At 46.8% G+C, this 15,300-nt stretch carries 15 protein-coding genes; 13 read left to right on the top strand and 2 right to left on the bottom strand.

Annotated features, from left to right (window positions below; genetic code table 11):
• Positions 1-111 precede the first annotated feature (111 nt).
• From secA to J7E21_RS02715, 12 genes are all read left to right on the top strand, one after another.
• Positions 112-2,628 carry a preprotein translocase subunit SecA gene (gene secA / locus J7E21_RS02660; protein WP_215104490.1) on the top strand — a complete coding sequence of 839 codons (2,517 nt, stop codon included), beginning with the start codon at positions 112-114 and terminating at the stop codon, positions 2,626-2,628.
• A gap of 62 nt (positions 2,629-2,690) precedes the next feature.
• A protein-coding gene (gene prfB, locus J7E21_RS02665; protein ID WP_215106073.1) for a peptide chain release factor 2 occupies positions 2,691-3,792 on the top strand; the annotation gives its coding sequence in 2 pieces (ribosomal slippage) (positions 2,691-2,762 and positions 2,764-3,792; 1,101 coding nt in all).
• Positions 3,793-3,982: 190 nt separating this feature from the next.
• Complete coding sequence (locus J7E21_RS02670) at positions 3,983-5,155, top strand: cation:proton antiporter (protein ID WP_251047773.1); 1,173 nt, start codon at positions 3,983-3,985, stop codon at positions 5,153-5,155.
• A gap of 184 nt (positions 5,156-5,339) precedes the next feature.
• On the top strand, positions 5,340-6,212 hold the full coding sequence (locus J7E21_RS02675) for a YitT family protein (protein ID WP_215104494.1): 873 nt from the start codon (positions 5,340-5,342) through the stop codon (positions 6,210-6,212).
• A 55-nt stretch (positions 6,213-6,267) separates the two neighbouring features.
• Positions 6,268-6,618, top strand: a complete 351-nt coding sequence (gene cccB, locus J7E21_RS02680; protein WP_215104496.1) for a cytochrome c551 — start codon at positions 6,268-6,270, stop codon at positions 6,616-6,618.
• A 266-nt stretch (positions 6,619-6,884) separates the two neighbouring features.
• Positions 6,885-7,571 carry a cell division ATP-binding protein FtsE gene (gene ftsE, locus J7E21_RS02685; RefSeq protein ID WP_215104498.1) on the top strand — a complete coding sequence of 229 codons (687 nt, stop codon included), beginning with the start codon at positions 6,885-6,887 and terminating at the stop codon, positions 7,569-7,571.
• Positions 7,561-8,445: a permease-like cell division protein FtsX gene (gene ftsX / locus J7E21_RS02690; protein WP_215104500.1), complete on the top strand. Its 885-nt coding sequence runs from the start codon at positions 7,561-7,563 to the stop codon at positions 8,443-8,445. The genes ftsE and ftsX overlap by 11 nt, the downstream gene beginning before the upstream one ends.
• Positions 8,446-8,555: 110 nt before the next feature.
• A complete protein-coding gene (locus J7E21_RS02695) occupies positions 8,556-10,100 on the top strand; it encodes a murein hydrolase activator EnvC family protein (protein WP_215104501.1) in 1,545 nt (514 codons plus the stop codon).
• 168 nt (positions 10,101-10,268) lie between these two features.
• Entirely contained in the window at positions 10,269-10,856 is a 588-nt protein-coding gene (locus tag J7E21_RS02700) for a peroxiredoxin family protein (RefSeq protein ID WP_215104502.1), read from the top strand.
• Complete coding sequence (locus tag J7E21_RS02705) at positions 10,856-11,962, top strand: trans-sulfuration enzyme family protein (protein WP_215104503.1); 1,107 nt, start codon at positions 10,856-10,858, stop codon at positions 11,960-11,962. Before J7E21_RS02700 ends, J7E21_RS02705 begins: the two co-directional genes overlap by 1 nt.
• A gap of 81 nt (positions 11,963-12,043) precedes the next feature.
• Complete coding sequence (locus J7E21_RS02710) at positions 12,044-13,201, top strand: PDZ domain-containing protein (protein ID WP_353047717.1); 1,158 nt, start codon at positions 12,044-12,046, stop codon at positions 13,199-13,201.
• 12 nt (positions 13,202-13,213) lie between these two features.
• Complete coding sequence (locus tag J7E21_RS02715) at positions 13,214-13,471, top strand: CsbA family protein (RefSeq protein WP_215104504.1); 258 nt, start codon at positions 13,214-13,216, stop codon at positions 13,469-13,471.
• 12 nt (positions 13,472-13,483) lie between these two features.
• Here the strand turns inward: J7E21_RS02715 and J7E21_RS02720 are convergent, their stop codons facing one another.
• Both J7E21_RS02720 and J7E21_RS02725 read right to left on the bottom strand, forming a co-directional pair.
• Positions 13,484-13,792, bottom strand: coding sequence for an AzlD domain-containing protein (locus J7E21_RS02720; RefSeq protein WP_215104505.1), 309 nt, complete (start codon positions 13,790-13,792; stop codon positions 13,484-13,486).
• Positions 13,792-14,484: an AzlC family ABC transporter permease gene (locus J7E21_RS02725; RefSeq protein WP_215104506.1), complete on the bottom strand. Its 693-nt coding sequence runs from the start codon at positions 14,482-14,484 to the stop codon at positions 13,792-13,794. Before J7E21_RS02725 ends, J7E21_RS02720 begins: the two co-directional genes overlap by 1 nt.
• Before the next feature lie 161 nt (positions 14,485-14,645).
• On the opposite strand from J7E21_RS02725, the gene J7E21_RS02730 reads away from it, so the two are divergent.
• Positions 14,646-15,260, top strand: coding sequence for a TVP38/TMEM64 family protein (locus J7E21_RS02730; RefSeq protein WP_251047774.1), 615 nt, complete (start codon positions 14,646-14,648; stop codon positions 15,258-15,260).
• Positions 15,261-15,300 lie beyond the last annotated feature (40 nt).

A 15,300-nucleotide genomic window follows, 5' to 3' on the forward strand; every position in this document is an offset into this window, starting at 1 on the left:
AAATGCTGCATTTGATGAAGGCGAACGTAAGAACCAAAGGTAATGAAAATACGAGCAATCGCGGTCAACCGGCTAGCTTGAACCGGAATCGCCATGCAGGGAGCGGTTAACATGCTTGGAGTATTGAATAAAGTATTCGACCCGAATAAACGGGATTTAAAACGATTGGAAAAAGTTGCAGATCAGGTGGAAGTATTAGCGGATGAATATGGTGCTTTACCGGATGAAGCGTTAAAAGCGAAAACAAATGAGTTTACAGAGCGTTTCGAAAAAGGGGAAACGCTGGGTGATATGCTGCCTGAAGCTTTTGCAACGGTGCGGGAATCTTCTAAGCGCGTCCTCGGAATGTACCCGTTCCGCGTACAGATCATGGGCGCAGCTTCACTTCACCAAGGGAATATTTCCGAGATGAAGACAGGGGAAGGGAAAACCTTAACTTCGACGATGGCTGTATATTTGAACGCCATAACAAAAAAAGGTGTCCACGTCGTCACAGTAAACGAATATTTGGCGAGCCGTGATGCGGAAGAAATGGGCGAATTATATAATTGGCTCGGCTTGACGGTTGGCTTGAACATCAATAGCTTGACGAAAGACCAAAAACGAGAAGCGTATGAAGCTGATATTACGTACAGCACGAATAACGAACTCGGCTTTGATTATTTGCGCGATAATATGGTGCTGTATAAAGAAGATATGGTTCAACGGCCGCTTCATTTTGCGGTAATCGATGAAGTTGACTCCATCTTAGTCGATGAAGCTCGGACACCGCTGATCATTTCAGGGCAAGCTGAGAAGTCGGCACAAATGTACATGCAAGCGAATGCGTTTGCGCGCCTGTTAACGAAAGACATAGATTACGCATATGATGAAACGACTAAAGGCGTAGTATTGACGGAAGACGGCATTGAAAAAGTCGAGAAAGCTTTCGGGATCGACAATTTGTTCGATTTAACGCATGTCCGCTTGAACCATGCAATCAACCAATCGCTGAAAGCGCATGTCACAATGCAAAATGATGTCGACTATGTTGTCCAAGAAGGCGAAGTGGTCATTGTTGACCAATTCACCGGCCGCCTGATGAAAGGCCGTCGCTATTCAGACGGTCTTCACCAAGCGATTGAAGCAAAAGAAGGCTTGGAAGTGCAAAATGAGTCGATGACGATGGCGACCATCACCTTCCAGAACTATTTCCGCAAGTACGAGAAACTTTCCGGCATGACGGGTACGGCGAAAACGGAAGAAGAAGAGTTCCGCAATATCTACAATATGAACGTCATCTCTATTCCGACAAACAAGCCGATTATCCGGGATGACCGTGTCGATTTAATCTACGCTACGACAGAAGGCAAATACAAAGCCGTAGCGGAAGACATTATCGAGCGCCACAAAAAAGGGCAGCCGGTCCTTGTCGGTACCGTGGCTATTGAAACTTCAGAAATCATTTCCGCATACTTGACGAAAAAAGGCATCAAGCATTCGGTATTGAATGCGAAAAACCACGCTCATGAAGCCGAAATCATTTTGGATGCCGGCCGAAAAGGCGCGGTGACGATTGCTACCAACATGGCAGGGCGCGGAACGGATATTAAACTCGGCGAAGGCGTCATTGAAGCAGGTGGACTTGCGGTTCTCGGTACAGAGCGCCACGAATCCCGCCGTATCGATAACCAGTTGCGCGGCCGTTCCGGGCGTCAAGGCGACCCGGGCGTTACGCAGTTTTACCTATCGCTCGAAGATGACCTGATGCGCCGCTTCGGATCTGATTCGATGCGCAGCATGATGGGTAAACTCGGCATGGACGATACCCAGCCGCTTCAGTCGCGCATGGTGACGCGTTCTGTCGAATCTGCCCAAAAACGGGTAGAGGGCAATAACTTCGACGCACGGAAACGCCTTTTGCAGTATGATGATGTCTTGCGCGAACAGCGTGAAATCATCTATAAAGAGCGTCTGGAAGTACTGGAGACCGATAATATGCGTGCACTCGTCGAGAATATGATCGATGGCTCGGTAGGCCGCATGGTTGCAAGCTACACAACTGGTGAAACGCCGGAAGAATGGCATTTGAAATCCCTTACTGAAGTGATTTCGGCGAATTTACTGCCGGAAGATACCATCACTGAAAAAGATCTCGAAGGCAAGACGCAAGAACAGATCATCGAGCATATCCGCGGTGAAGTGACCAAGCATTACAATGAAAAAGAAGTGGAAATGACGCCGGAACGCATGCGCGAATTCGAGAAAGTCGTACTGTTGCGTTCGATCGATACGAAATGGATCGATCACATTGATGCGATGGACCAATTACGCCAAGGGATCCACTTGCGCGCCTATGGCCAGAACGATCCATTGCGCGAATACCAAAACGAAGGCTTTGCGATGTTTGAAGCGATGATTGCAGCGATTGAAGACGATGTTGCGAAATATTCGATGAAAGCGGAGATTAAAAACAATCTTCAGCGCGAAGAAGTGGCTAAAGGCCAGGCAGTCAACCCGAAAGAAGGCGGAGAAGCACCGCGCAAAAAGAAAGAACCGGTGCGCCGTGAAATGGAAGTTGGCCGAAACGACCTGTGCCCATGCGGCAGCGGCAAGAAATTTAAGAACTGCCACGGAGCAGCTTCGTAAATGAGTTACATGGCCGAAGAGCAAAAGCTCTTCGGCATTATTATGAGGAGGAAATTATTATGATGGAATTATCCGATATTCGCAACGAGCTCGACAAAACAGCCGAAAAACTGGCCGACTTTAGGGGGTCTCTTTGACTTAGAAAACAAAGAGGCACGCATTCAGGAGTTGGACGAGCGGATGATCGACCCGAACTTCTGGAACAGCCAAGAAGAAGCTCAAATCGTCATTTCCGAAATGAATGCATTAAAAGATACCGTCAATCGCTATCGCAAGTTCGAAGACGAGCAAGAGAATATGGAAATGACGCTTGAACTTTTGCGTGAAGAGCCCGACGAAGAGCTTCATGAAGACGTGAGTGAGGAACTGAAGCAGTTTCTTAAAGATCTCAGCGCTTTCGAACTCGAGCTCTTGCTGAGCGAGCCGTACGATAAAAACAACGCCATTCTGGAACTGCACCCAGGAGCCGGCGGAACCGAGTCTCAAGACTGGTGTTCGATGCTGCTGCGCATGTATACGCGCTGGGCAGAAAAACGCGGTTTCAAAGTTGAAACTTTGGATTATCTTGCTGGAGACGAAGCAGGCGTGAAATCTGTAACGCTCGGCATTAAAGGCCATAATGCGTATGGCTACTTGAAAGCTGAAAAAGGCGTCCACCGCCTTGTGCGCATTTCACCGTTCGACGCATCCGGGCGCCGCCACACTTCGTTTGTGTCATGTGAAGTGATGCCGGAGTTTACAGGTGAAATTGAAATCGATATCCGCACGGAAGATTTGAAGGTCGATACGTACCGCGCAAGCGGCGCCGGCGGCCAGCATATCAACACGACGGACTCCGCTGTCCGCATCACGCATCTTCCAACCAATTCGGTTGTCACGTGCCAACAGGAACGCTCACAGATCAAAAACCGCGAGAAAGCGATGCAAATGTTGAAAGCAAAACTATATGCGTTGAAGATCGAAGAACAACAACAGCAATTGTTGGAAATCCGCGGTGAGCAAAAAGAAATCGGCTGGGGCAGCCAGATCCGCTCTTATGTCTTCCACCCGTATTCCATGGTGAAAGACCACCGGACCAACCATGAAACCGGCAACCTTCAAGCGGTCATGGACGGCGACTTGGACGGGTTTATCCACGCGATGCTGCGTTCGAAAATGCAATAACAAAAAATTAATGAGCTGCTCAACTAAATAGAATGCAAAATAGCGAATTCGAACAAAACCCCGATAAGGACACTTTCCAAAAGTCTCCTTATCGGGGTTTTCTCTTTTCGTAGCCAGGTATACTATGTAGAAGCGGAGTTAACTATGAAAGGAGGTTTCGGTTTTGATTACCCATCAACTGCTTCTCTTATTGTTTATCGGCTATATCGTCTATACCATCGATATCAAGAAGAAATTTTTTCCGGTACCTGTTGTACTGGTCATGATTGGCTTGGGCTTATCATTTATCCCTTATTTCGAGGACTTCAATATCTCGAAGGATATTATTTTCAATGTCTTTCTTCCGGCTATCCTTTTCACGTCCGCTTATCAATTCCCTTTAAAACAGTTAAAGGAAAATATCGGTATTATCATTAGCTTTAGCACCATCGGCTTGATTGCAACTGTTCTTTTTTTAGGCTTATCGATATATCTGGCAGGAACATTTTTTACCGCGCTGTCTTTTACTGCTGCCTTTTTGCTGGCAGCTATCCTGACACCGACTGACCCGGTGTCGGTCATCACGATTCTGAAGGAAAGCAGCGGCGCTGAACAGATTGCAGACGTGGTGGAAGGGGAGTCTATGATCAATGATGGAACAAGCATCGTTTTCTTCACTATCTTCCTGGCAATGTATCAGACAGGCGGAGGATTTTCTTTAGGCGAATTCATTTCAGAACTTCTGGTCGTTTCAATCGGAGGAGTAGCTCTGGGAGTTGTCGCCGGATGGCTGATGAGGGAAACCATCCGATTTAGGCAAGACAAGATATACCAGGTCATGTTAAGTGTAATCGGTGCTTACGGCGCTTTTTATATTGGAGAGGCAATCGGCGTCTCGGGAGTCCTGGCGACGGTAACAGCAGGGATATTCGTAGCTTATGAAATGGGCAAGGAAATTAAAGAAGATACACTTCAGCCATCGCTTGACGGTTTTTGGGATATTGTCACCCCGGTTCTTTTAGCTGTGTTGTTTCTTCTGATCGGCATCCGTAGCGCCGACTATCTGGCTTTCTCGGGCTGGTGGTTTGCGATTGCTATTTTCTTGCTCACAATTAGCGTCCGTTTTATTATAATCGGGCTGTTCATTTACGGGGTGTCTAAATGGAGAAATGAATTCAAAAATGATTTTTCGACGATCACTTTAACTGCCTGGTCAGGAATAAAAGGCGCGATGTCAGTCGCATTGTTGCTGTGGCTTGAAGAAACGGCTTCAGGAAAAGATCAGCTGCTCATTTCCCTGGCTTTCGCTGCTATACTCCTGTCCCTTATCATTCAGAGTATCGGCATCTATCCGCTATCAAAAGTTCTGAAAAACCTTCAATGAATTTTTAACTGTGTATAAACGGTTGAATTTTCAATGGTCCCAAATAGAAGCCTCACCTAAGTAGCTGTCCTTTCGCTGTGAAAGGGCAAGTTGCTTTATTTGGATGAAGTTCACAAAAATCGGGGGTTCTGCTATACTCTGACAGGGTTCGAACGAATTATAGAAGAAAGAGGAATTATATCTTATGGGCAAACGTAATATACGTAAGCAAAAACATCCGCATCCGGTTTTGTCGACCGTGCTGGATTATCTCGCAGTGCTTGCCGGTGCGGCGATTGTCGCGGTTTCATTCAACGTCTTCTTATTGCCGAACGAAGTAGCATCCGGCGGCGTCAGCGGAATCAGTACCATTTTATTTGGGCTTTTTGAATGGAAGCCGGCCTTTGTGCAATGGGCGTTGAACATTCCATTATTTATTGCCGGGCTCATTTTGCTCGGGAAGAATTTCGGCATCAAAACAGCGGTCGGAACTGTATTTTTGCCGTTAGTCGTCTTTATGACGGAAAGCTGGGAGCCATGGACACAAGATCCACTTCTTGGCTCTTTGTTTGGCGGTATCATGGTCGGGCTTGGGCTTGGCATCGTGTTCCGCGGGAAGGCTTCTACAGGAGGCACGGATCTCGCTGCGCAAATCATCACGAAATATACAGGTTTGACGCTCGGCACTAGTGTTGCGATCATCGACGGGATGATCGTCTTGGCAGCTGCAATTGTCTTTGATATCGAAAAAGGTTTGTACGCATTGATCGGACTATACTTGACAACGAAAACGATCGACTTGGTTCAAGTTGGATTCGGCCGTTCTAAAATGGTTTATATCATCACCAACAAACAAGTGGAAATCCGTGAGGCGATTTATGAAGAAGTTGACCGTGGTGTCACCGAATTGACCGCAACGGGCGGTTATTCAGGGACTGAAAAGCCGATTCTCATGGTGGTCATTCCGCAGACGGAATTTACCAAGCTGAAACAATTGGTGAAATTGATCGATCCGCAAGCGTTCGTCATCGTTTCCGATGCTTCGGAAGTGCTAGGCGAAGGTTTCAAACGCGCTTAAATTTGGTATACTCTTAAAGAAGGTATAAATAGCAAGAGACGAAGGAGGAACTTCCATGAAAAAGCAATTGATGACCGTATTGTTCGGCTCTATGTTAGTACTTGGGGCTTGTGGCGGCGGAGAAGAAACGACTCCGGAAGAACCGGCTGACACTGGCGGCGAAACAGAAGAAACTGAAACAACAACGGTGGATGCAGAGCAAGTCATTCAGCAAAACTGTATTTCTTGCCATGGTGAGAACTTGGAAGGCGCAGGAAACTTCCCGGCATTGAACGATGTAGGTTCACGCCTATCAGAAGAAGAAATTTTGGCTATCATTGAAAACGGCGCAGGTGCTATGCCAGCGAACATCATCCAAGGTGAAGAAGCACAAGTCGTATCGGAATATCTCGCTAACCAAAAATAAACCGGCATTTTGCCTGGTTTATTTTTTTTGGAAAAAAATAGTGATTTTATACATACTTATGGTAAGAATAAGGAAGTTATAGAAGGATAAAGACCTTATAAAATTAAAATTTCAGTTAATTATTTGTATCGAGACTGAGTCTGAATTGAAATGTAACTGTAACAAAAAAGAGGTTTATGGGTGTTATAATAAGCGTGCTGCAAATTTACTGTGTATACCGGAAATCTGATTTCAGCATTGGCTGAAATAATATAGGTGGTTTATAAATGATACAAATGAAGAATGTCTACAAAAAATATCCTAACGGCATTGTGGCACTCAACGGATTGAATGTTGAGATTGCCCAAGGCGAATTTGTATACATCGTCGGTCCGAGCGGAGCTGGAAAGACGACGTTCATTAAGATGATGTACCGCGAGGAACGGCCGTCTTCAGGACAGATGCTGATTGATGGAACAGATATCGCTAAATTGAAAAGCCGGAAAGTACCGCTTTTGCGCCGCAACATTGGCGTTGTCTTCCAGGATTTCAAACTATTGCCACGGTTAAATGTCTATGAAAATGTTGCTTTCGCATTGGAAGTAATAGAAGAAAAACCGAAAGCGATCAAAGAGCGCGTCATGGAAGTTTTGGACATGGTCGGGCTGAAACATAAAGCAAAAATGTTTCCACGGGAATTGTCCGGCGGTGAACAGCAACGCGTGTCGATTGCCCGTTCGATCGTCAACACACCGAAAGTCATGATCGCTGACGAACCGACGGGGAACCTTGATCCTGAGACAGCATGGGACATTATGAACTTGTTTGAACAAATCAACTCAAAAGGAACGACCATCATCATGGCGACACACAACCGGGACATCGTCAATAAATTAAGACATCGCGTTATCGCTATTGAAGGCGGACTCATCGTTCGCGATGCAGCCGGAGGTGACTACGGCTATGAAGATTAGAACATTCGGCCGGCATATCAAGGAAAGCTTGAAGAGCCTCGGCAGAAATGGCTGGATGACTTTTGCATCGGTCAGCGCTGTTACCGTCACTTTACTGTTGGTGGGCGTATTCGTCATGATCATGATGAATTTGAACAAAGTAGCGGATGACCTTGAAAATGATGTAGAAATTAAAGTTTTTGTATCACTTGATGCAGATGAAGAAGCGATCGAACAGCTCGAGGAAGAAATTACCGATTTAGCAGGCGTCGAATCAGCGGATTTTTCAACGAAAGAAGAAGAGTTAACGGATTTGGTGCTCGACTTCGGTGAAGAGCTTAGCTTGTTCGAACAAAGCAACCCGCTATTTGATGTGTTTTACGTCAAAGCAGTGGAGCCTCAGCAAACTGAAACTGTGGCGAAAGAAATTGAAACACTGGAATACATCGAAAATGTAGAATACGGTGAGGGGAAAATTGAAAAACTCTTTGATTTCCTGAATGCAGGACGTAATGTTGGACTGATTCTCATTTTGTCGCTGTTGTTCACAGCTATGTTTTTGATTTCCAATACGATTCGCATTACCATCGTCGCACGACGGACTGAAATCGAGATTATGAAGCTGGTTGGTGCAACAAACTGGTTCGTGCGCATTCCCTTCATTTTAGAAGGCATGTGGTTAGGGATTCTTGGTTCGATTTTGCCGATCGGCTTGATTGTTGTGCTGTACCAAAGAGTAACGGAATTTGCACAACCGCGCCTAAGCGGAGAACTATTCCAACTACTGGAGTTCTCACCGTTTATTTATCAAGTAAGTGCTTTAATCCTGGCAATGGGGATCTTCATCGGTATATGGGGAAGTTTTATGTCCATTCGCAAGTTTTTGCGTGTATAATCAATTTAAGGCCTATGGTCGCACATTCACCATAGGCCTTAAGCGCGCATGGATTAGGAAAAATAATACAGATATAGAAAATGAACGTAAAACGAAAGGGGAAAACGAACTTGAAATTGAAGTCTAAATGGATGATCACTGGTGTTTCTTCGATTTTAGCGTTATCTTTACTCGTACCTGCTGCTCACGCAAATAGCAGCAAACTAAATGAACTGGAACAACAGCAACAAGAAGTCCAAAAAGAGCAACAGAAATTGCAAAAAGAACAAGGGGAACTTGAACAAAAAGAAGAAAACTTAAGTTCCGGCATTCAAGAAAAGCAAGGCGAGATCAAAGAAACCTCGTCTAAACTGGATAGCATCGTTTCAGAAATCCAGCAACTGGATAAAAAAATGCAAGAAACGCAAGGGCAAATCAATACTTTACAAGCAGAAATCGATCAGACAAAAGAAGAAATCGATGAACTGAAAAAAGCGATTAAAGATTTGGAGCAAAAAATCGATGAGCGCACCGAACTGCTTAAAGAACGGGCACGCGCGATTCAGTTGAGCGGTGGTTCTGTCGAGTACATAGATGTTCTTTTGGGAGCGAACAGCTTTATTGATTTTATCGATCGCTTCTCAGCAGTCAACACATTAATGGAAGCAGACCGCGACATTATGCGCGAACAAGCAGCTGATAAAAAAGAACTGGCAGCTAAAAAAGAAGCAGTTGAAACCATTTTGGCCACACAGGAAGAACGCCGAGTGGAATTGGTTACATTGAAGGCATCTTTGGACGGCCAGAAGAAAGAACAAGCTGGTTTGAAAAAGCAAATGGAAGCTGAACAAGCACGTTTAGCGGATGAAAAGTCAGACTTAGAAGCACAGCATGAGGAAGCGCTTGAAGTAAGTGCGTCTGTAGAGAAACAGATTATGGGCCAGCAATCGCGCATGGCGGAACTTGCGAAGCAAGAAGAAGCTGAGCATCAGCGAATTGCAGAAGCCAAACGAAAAGCAGCAGCAGAAAAAGCCGCGGCAGAAAAAGCGGCAGCCGAACGTGCAGCAGCAGAAAAAGCGGCAGCCGAGCGCGCAGCGGCTGAACAAGCAGCAGCAGACAAGGCAGCAGCGGACAAAGCAGCAGCAGACAAATCTGCGGCCGCAAAATCTGCAGCGGCAACTGCCAAAGCTGCTACTCCCAAGGTAGCGGCCACTCCGGCACCGGCTCCAGTCCCAGCTCCAGCACCTATTCCTGTCGTCCAAACGGCAGCTAATTTTGTGATGCCGGCAGCGGGGCGCCATACTTCAGGTTTTGGCGGCCGCAATATCGGTGAGGGCCAAGAATCTCACTTAGGATATGATATAGCGAATAGCCCAGGTACACCGGTCGTCGCATCGGCTGGCGGCTTTGTATCATTTGCAGGAGCGATGGGCGGTTATGGCAATGTAATCATCTTGAACCACTCTATCAATGGCCAGCCCTATGCGACTGTTTATGCGCATCTGAATTCCATTGGAGTATCGGTCGGACAAAAAGTTGATCAGCGTCAGTATATCGGTGGAATGGGCAATACCGGACGATCGACAGGTCCTCATTTGCATTTTGAAATACATGTAGGATCTTGGAACGGATCACGCAGCAATGCAGTGAACCCGGCCAACTATTTATCTTATTAATTTTAATAAAGCCGTCAAGATGTGTTTCTCTTATCCAATTTATTGGGCAGGCGAGATTCTCTTGCCGGCTTTTTTTCTAAGCTTTTCCTTATTCTACCCAAACGTGCGAATTTACTGGCGGCAAACTAGGCGTTTGTCGTATGATGGAGGTTGAATGGAGTGAAATGAATGTCGAAGAAAATGATAGGGCTTCTGCTTGTTGCCGTCTTCATCATCATTCTTGCAGTATGGACGGTTCTAGACAGCCAACGGGAAGATCGCGCGCTGAATAATATGGCGCTCGGAAGCAATGTCGAGTTTTTGCCGACTGATGAAGGCCTTGCGAAAGGTGAACTTGCACCTGATTTTAAACTCACTACGCTTGCAGGAGAAGAAATGCGTTTATCGGATTACCGCGGAAAAGCGGTCATTCTTAATTTTTGGGCAACGTGGTGTCCCCCGTGCCGTGCAGAAATGCCGCATATGCAGGACTTTTATGAAAACCAGCAAGCTAATGATCTAGAAGTGCTGGCCGTCAATTTGACGACAGAAGACAGTGGACTATCAGACATCGAGAGTTTTGTGGAAGAGTTTGGCCTAGGTTTTCCGATTCCGATGGATGTAGACGGTGAGGTCGGGAAATTGTACCAGGCTTTCTCTATTCCGACTTCCTACATAATCGACCGGGAAGGCCGTGTCCGGCATAAAATTGTCGGGCCGATGGACGAGGAAATGATGAATGGATTTATCGAAGAAATAGATGAGGGGGAATTTTAATGGCGACAATCGAAACAAAGTCAGTTCATACAGCAACGATGGAGGAACGGATCATCCGCCCGAAAGTTATGCCGGTTTACCAAAGCTCAGCGTTTTCTTTTTCTTCGCTAGAGGAATTGGAAGGCTATTACGAAGGGAACGGGACGTATTTGTATACCCGTACAGCTAATCCGAACACCGATGCACTCGGCCAGACGGTAGCCGTATTAGAAGGCGCTCCAAAGGGCGTAGCGGCATCTTCCGGGACGGCCGCGATACTGGCCGGGATTCTGGCTGTCGTGCGCGCAGGCGACCATGTGCTGGCTGCTGAGGATGTATATGGCGGAACGTTCCATCTATTGAAAGAAGAATTAAACCGCCTGGGGATTACGGTTCATTTTGCCGATTTTTCACAGATCAGCCAAGTTGAACAAATCTTGATCGACTACCCGGAAGTGAAAATGATTGTCAGTGAATCCATCACCAATCCCTTTTTGCGCATTGAAGATATTGAAGTATTAGTGCAAATGAAAAAGCATTACGGCGTCACAATCATGATTGATAATACATTCGCGACGCCTTACACGTTTACGCCTTATGCCCAAGGGGCGGATTTGGTCGTACATAGTGCAACGAAATACCTCGGCGGACACAGTGACGTCACATCCGGTGTTTTGGTCGGCGATGCTGCGTTGATCGACGAGGCGACGAAACGGATTGTCAATCTCGGCATGAACTTAAGCCCTTTCGAAGCTTGGCTGACGATTCGCGGCATTAAAACTTTAGCGCTGCGCATGGAAAAGCAAACAGCCAACGCCAAGGCCATCGCGGATTTTCTCCAGGACAAAGCGCGTGTCTGGTATCCGGAAAAAGGCGCGATTGTCTCGTTCGAGCTGCCTGAAACAGCGGATGTTTCGAAGTTTTTCTCATCACTCGGCTGGATTAAAATTGTTCCGACGTTAGCCGGTGTCGAAACGACCGTCTCCTATCCGTTCGGGACATCCCACAGGGCTCTGTCGAGTGAAGAAAAAGAAAAAATCGGCGTCAATGAGCGCATCGTCAGATTATCTGCAGGTATCGAAGGCACGGAAGATATCTTGGGGCAGTTGGCTCTTGCGTTTAAATGATTGAAAAAGATGTAGGGCTATCCTTGCATCTTTGGTACAATGGAAGATAAGTTCATTTAGCTTAAGGATGGTGTCAGTAGAGTGTTAACGGATTTTTTGATGGCAATTGCCATGTTTTTTCTTAACCCTGTTTTTTATGTCGCGTTATTTGCTGCGACGATGCTTGGATATTTCCGCGTAAAAAAGGAACGCCGCATTTTCCGGACACGGATCGTCTATGGCGGGACCGAGTTTAGGCGCCTCTTAAAAGATGGCTTGCTTGCTGCAATCATCTTGTCAGCCATCATCATCGTTGCCGGTTTGGTCGTTCCACTGGAATGGCTGATTGCGCTCAGCATTGTCAGCGTCATCGTCATGCTGACAGGTTTTTACCACGCCGCTTCTTTCGTTTATTTGGCAGGAGCAGCCGCTCTTATCGTCTGGTTGTTTCAATCCAATGGCTGGAGCGTCGATTTAGGGTTCGCCGAGATGGCGGGCAGGGAATTATCGTCTGGCTGGCTCGTTCCGGTTGCTTTGATTACGGGTGTAGTTCTTTTCATCGAGAGCCGTATGGTGGAAAAAGCCGCAGCCGCAGCCGCTTCGCCGCGTTTGCATAAATCAGCACGAGGTTTGCGTGCTGCCGCCTATATTTCGCGCCGCCTTTGGTTGCTTCCGGTTATCCTGATCGTCCCTGGCGAAATGATTTCCGAGTATGCACCGTACTGGCCGCAATTGCCGATCGGGGAAACGGCGTTTTCCTTTATTTTATTCCCGTTCGTCTTCGGCTTCCAAGGGCGCAGCCACCGCACTTTGCCGGTGTATTTGTATCCTAAAGTCGCGAAATCCATCGCCTGGGTTTCTGTTATGACGATCATTCTCGCTTTGTTCGGTTTGTTGTGGATGCCGATGGCGATTATCGCACTAGCAGCAGGCGCTGCTAGCCGTTTGCTCATCTCTTTGTATTATGCGCACAAAGAAAAAAGCGGAAATTATGCAGTGACGCCTCAAGCGCAGGGTGTGATGATCATTGATGTGCTTCCTGGATCTCCAGCACAAAAGATGGGGCTCGTACGCGGGGAAATCATCCGCAAAGTGAATGGCACAATCGTTACGAACGAAACCGAACTATATGAAGCGATTCAACTTAACGCAGCACATTGCCGCCTAGAAGTGGTCGATCATAATTTAGAGGTTCGCTTGCGCCAGCACGTTGTATTCCGCCATGACCACCACCGCCTGGGACTCTTGATTGTTGAGTAGGGGGAGAAGAATATGGATTCGATGGTAACCAAATTTTTTCTATCACTTTTCGTACCCGGGCTGCTCGTCATTTTGTTCACACGTGTGACTTTCAACCATGTGGTTGCGTTGATCCTGACCGTGGCGCTCATTGCAGCGGCGGTATATGCAGGATTTACGCATACATGGCTGTTGTTTGCCGTCAACGCTGCTTCTTTGACAGCTGGATTCTGGTATGCGAGCAATATGTATCATAAACGAAAAAAAGCCGAAGCTCATGAAGATGAGTAACGGCTTTTTTTCTTATCCGAACCACAGTCCATAAATGGAAAGAATGGCAATCGTCCCGAGTACGACGAGGATGACGTTCGCCCCGGTAAAGGCGATAGCAAATGCAGCAATTGCACCGATCACACCAAACCATATGTTGTCTTGAATAAACAATACAGCGGGAAAAATCAATGCACCTAAGACGGCATACGGGATATTCCTCAATACATTCTGTACGGCTTCCGGCAATTCCCGGCCTTCCAAAAAGGTTAACGGAATAGCGCGTGGAATATAAGTAACAATGGCCATTCCTAGAATCATCCACCAAAACCATGCGCCCATCAAGCAGCCACTCCTTTCCGTGAAACCAGTTCAATGAGTATCGCCGAAGCGAGTGTCGAGACCATGATCGCCCAGCCGGTCGACAGCCAGCCGGTGAAGTAGAACAGTGAGTTGAAAAGCGCGGCAATCAAAGCCAGGCTGACGACTTTCCGGTTGCCTTTCATGGACGGGACGAGCAAACCGACAAACATCGCGTAAAGCGCGATTGACATGGAAGCTTGGAGAAATGCCGGGAGGCTGGCGCCGATCAAATGGCCGAGTGCCGTAAAGCTGACCCAACTGCCATAGGAAATGACGATGACCCCTGCGGCAAAAGAAGTGCGGATATTGTCTCCACGTTGGGTGGCGAGCACAGTGAAGGTTTCATCGGTAATGCCGAACGCATAGAGCGCTTTTTTCCAGCGTGCATCCGGCTGCATCTTTTCGTTCAACGCCGCCGTCATCAGGAAATGGCGGATGTTGACGATGAACGTGTTGACGACGATGAGCGCTGGCAATACGCCTGCTGTAATGAGAGATAGAGATATGTACTGGGCAGCGCCGGCAAAAACGAAGATGCTCATGGCGGTCGCTTCAATCAGCGACAAGCCGGTCGTTTTTGCCAGCAAGCCGAACGTCAGCGCTACCGGGAAATAGCCGATGGCAATGCTGGCGCCGGCTTTCAGCCCGGATGTAAATCCGTGTTCCTGCAATTTGCCTCGCTCCTTTTGTTGAAAGTATTTCTCTTTTCCAAACCGGGAGAAAGAGTGTAAAGTAATTATAATAGCATAGCATATATTTTCCTTATTTTATTGAATCATTTTTGACAAATCGCGCTACTAAAAGGAATGAGACTATGATGGATTTTTTTACTATGGAAAACATCGTTGAGTTGACGAAATCGTACCGGGCATTCGGTCCGTTTATCGGCTTTTTGCTGCCGTTCATCGAAGCGTTCTTGCCGTTTCTGCCGCTCTTTGTCTTCGTTTTCGCCAATGCGACGGCTTACGGCTTATGGCTCGGCTTTTTGCTGTCGTGGGCAGGGGCAGTAGCTGGATCATATACGGTATTCTTATTGATCCGAAAATACGGCCAAGCGCGTGTCGTGAATTTCATGACACGCCACCAAAAAGTGAAGCGGCTCATTCATTGGGTCGAACGAAACGGTTTTGGGCCGCTATTTTTACTGCTATGTTTTCCGTTTACTCCATCGGCACTGGTCAATTTAGTGGCGGGATTATCGAATATTAGCCGCCATTATTATTTGCTGACTTTGATGGCCGGAAAATTTGTCATGGTATTTACCATTTCCTATGTCGGTTATGATATTCGGGCACTGTTCACTCAACCGATCCGGACTGGGATCGTCATTGGAGTGATCGTGCTATTGTATGTGGTCGGAAAAATCCTTGAAAAGCGCCTCAACAAAAAAGTGGAAGCCGACTTCCGCCGAGCGAAAGAAGAGCGCGAAAAAGAACCTTTATCCTGATCAGGTTTTCGCTATACCGCTTGAAATAATATATAATTAG

It is taken from the genome of Planococcus sp. ISL-109 (assembly GCF_018613655.1).
Taxonomy (GTDB): Bacteria; Bacillota; Bacilli; order Bacillales_A; family Planococcaceae; genus Planococcus.

What these genes read in the sequence shown, in the direction of transcription:
- cccB (WP_215104496.1), top strand. Translation starts at nt 6,268, where the DNA reads ATGAAAAAGCAATTGATGACCGTATTGTTCGGCTCTATGTTAGTACTT.
- ftsE (WP_215104498.1), top strand. Translation starts at nt 6,885, where the DNA reads ATGATACAAATGAAGAATGTCTACAAAAAATATCCTAACGGCATTGTG.
- J7E21_RS02720 (WP_215104505.1), bottom strand. Translation starts at nt 13,792, where the DNA reads ATGGGCGCATGGTTTTGGTGGATGATTCTAGGAATGGCCATTGTTACT.
- J7E21_RS02705 (WP_215104503.1), top strand. Translation starts at nt 10,856, where the DNA reads ATGGCGACAATCGAAACAAAGTCAGTTCATACAGCAACGATGGAGGAA.
- J7E21_RS02700 (WP_215104502.1), top strand. Translation starts at nt 10,269, where the DNA reads ATGTCGAAGAAAATGATAGGGCTTCTGCTTGTTGCCGTCTTCATCATC.
- secA (WP_215104490.1), top strand. Translation starts at nt 112, where the DNA reads ATGCTTGGAGTATTGAATAAAGTATTCGACCCGAATAAACGGGATTTA.
- J7E21_RS02730 (WP_251047774.1), top strand. Translation starts at nt 14,646, where the DNA reads ATGGAAAACATCGTTGAGTTGACGAAATCGTACCGGGCATTCGGTCCG.
- J7E21_RS02715 (WP_215104504.1), top strand. Translation starts at nt 13,214, where the DNA reads ATGGATTCGATGGTAACCAAATTTTTTCTATCACTTTTCGTACCCGGG.
- J7E21_RS02675 (WP_215104494.1), top strand. Translation starts at nt 5,340, where the DNA reads ATGGGCAAACGTAATATACGTAAGCAAAAACATCCGCATCCGGTTTTG.
- ftsX (WP_215104500.1), top strand. Translation starts at nt 7,561, where the DNA reads ATGAAGATTAGAACATTCGGCCGGCATATCAAGGAAAGCTTGAAGAGC.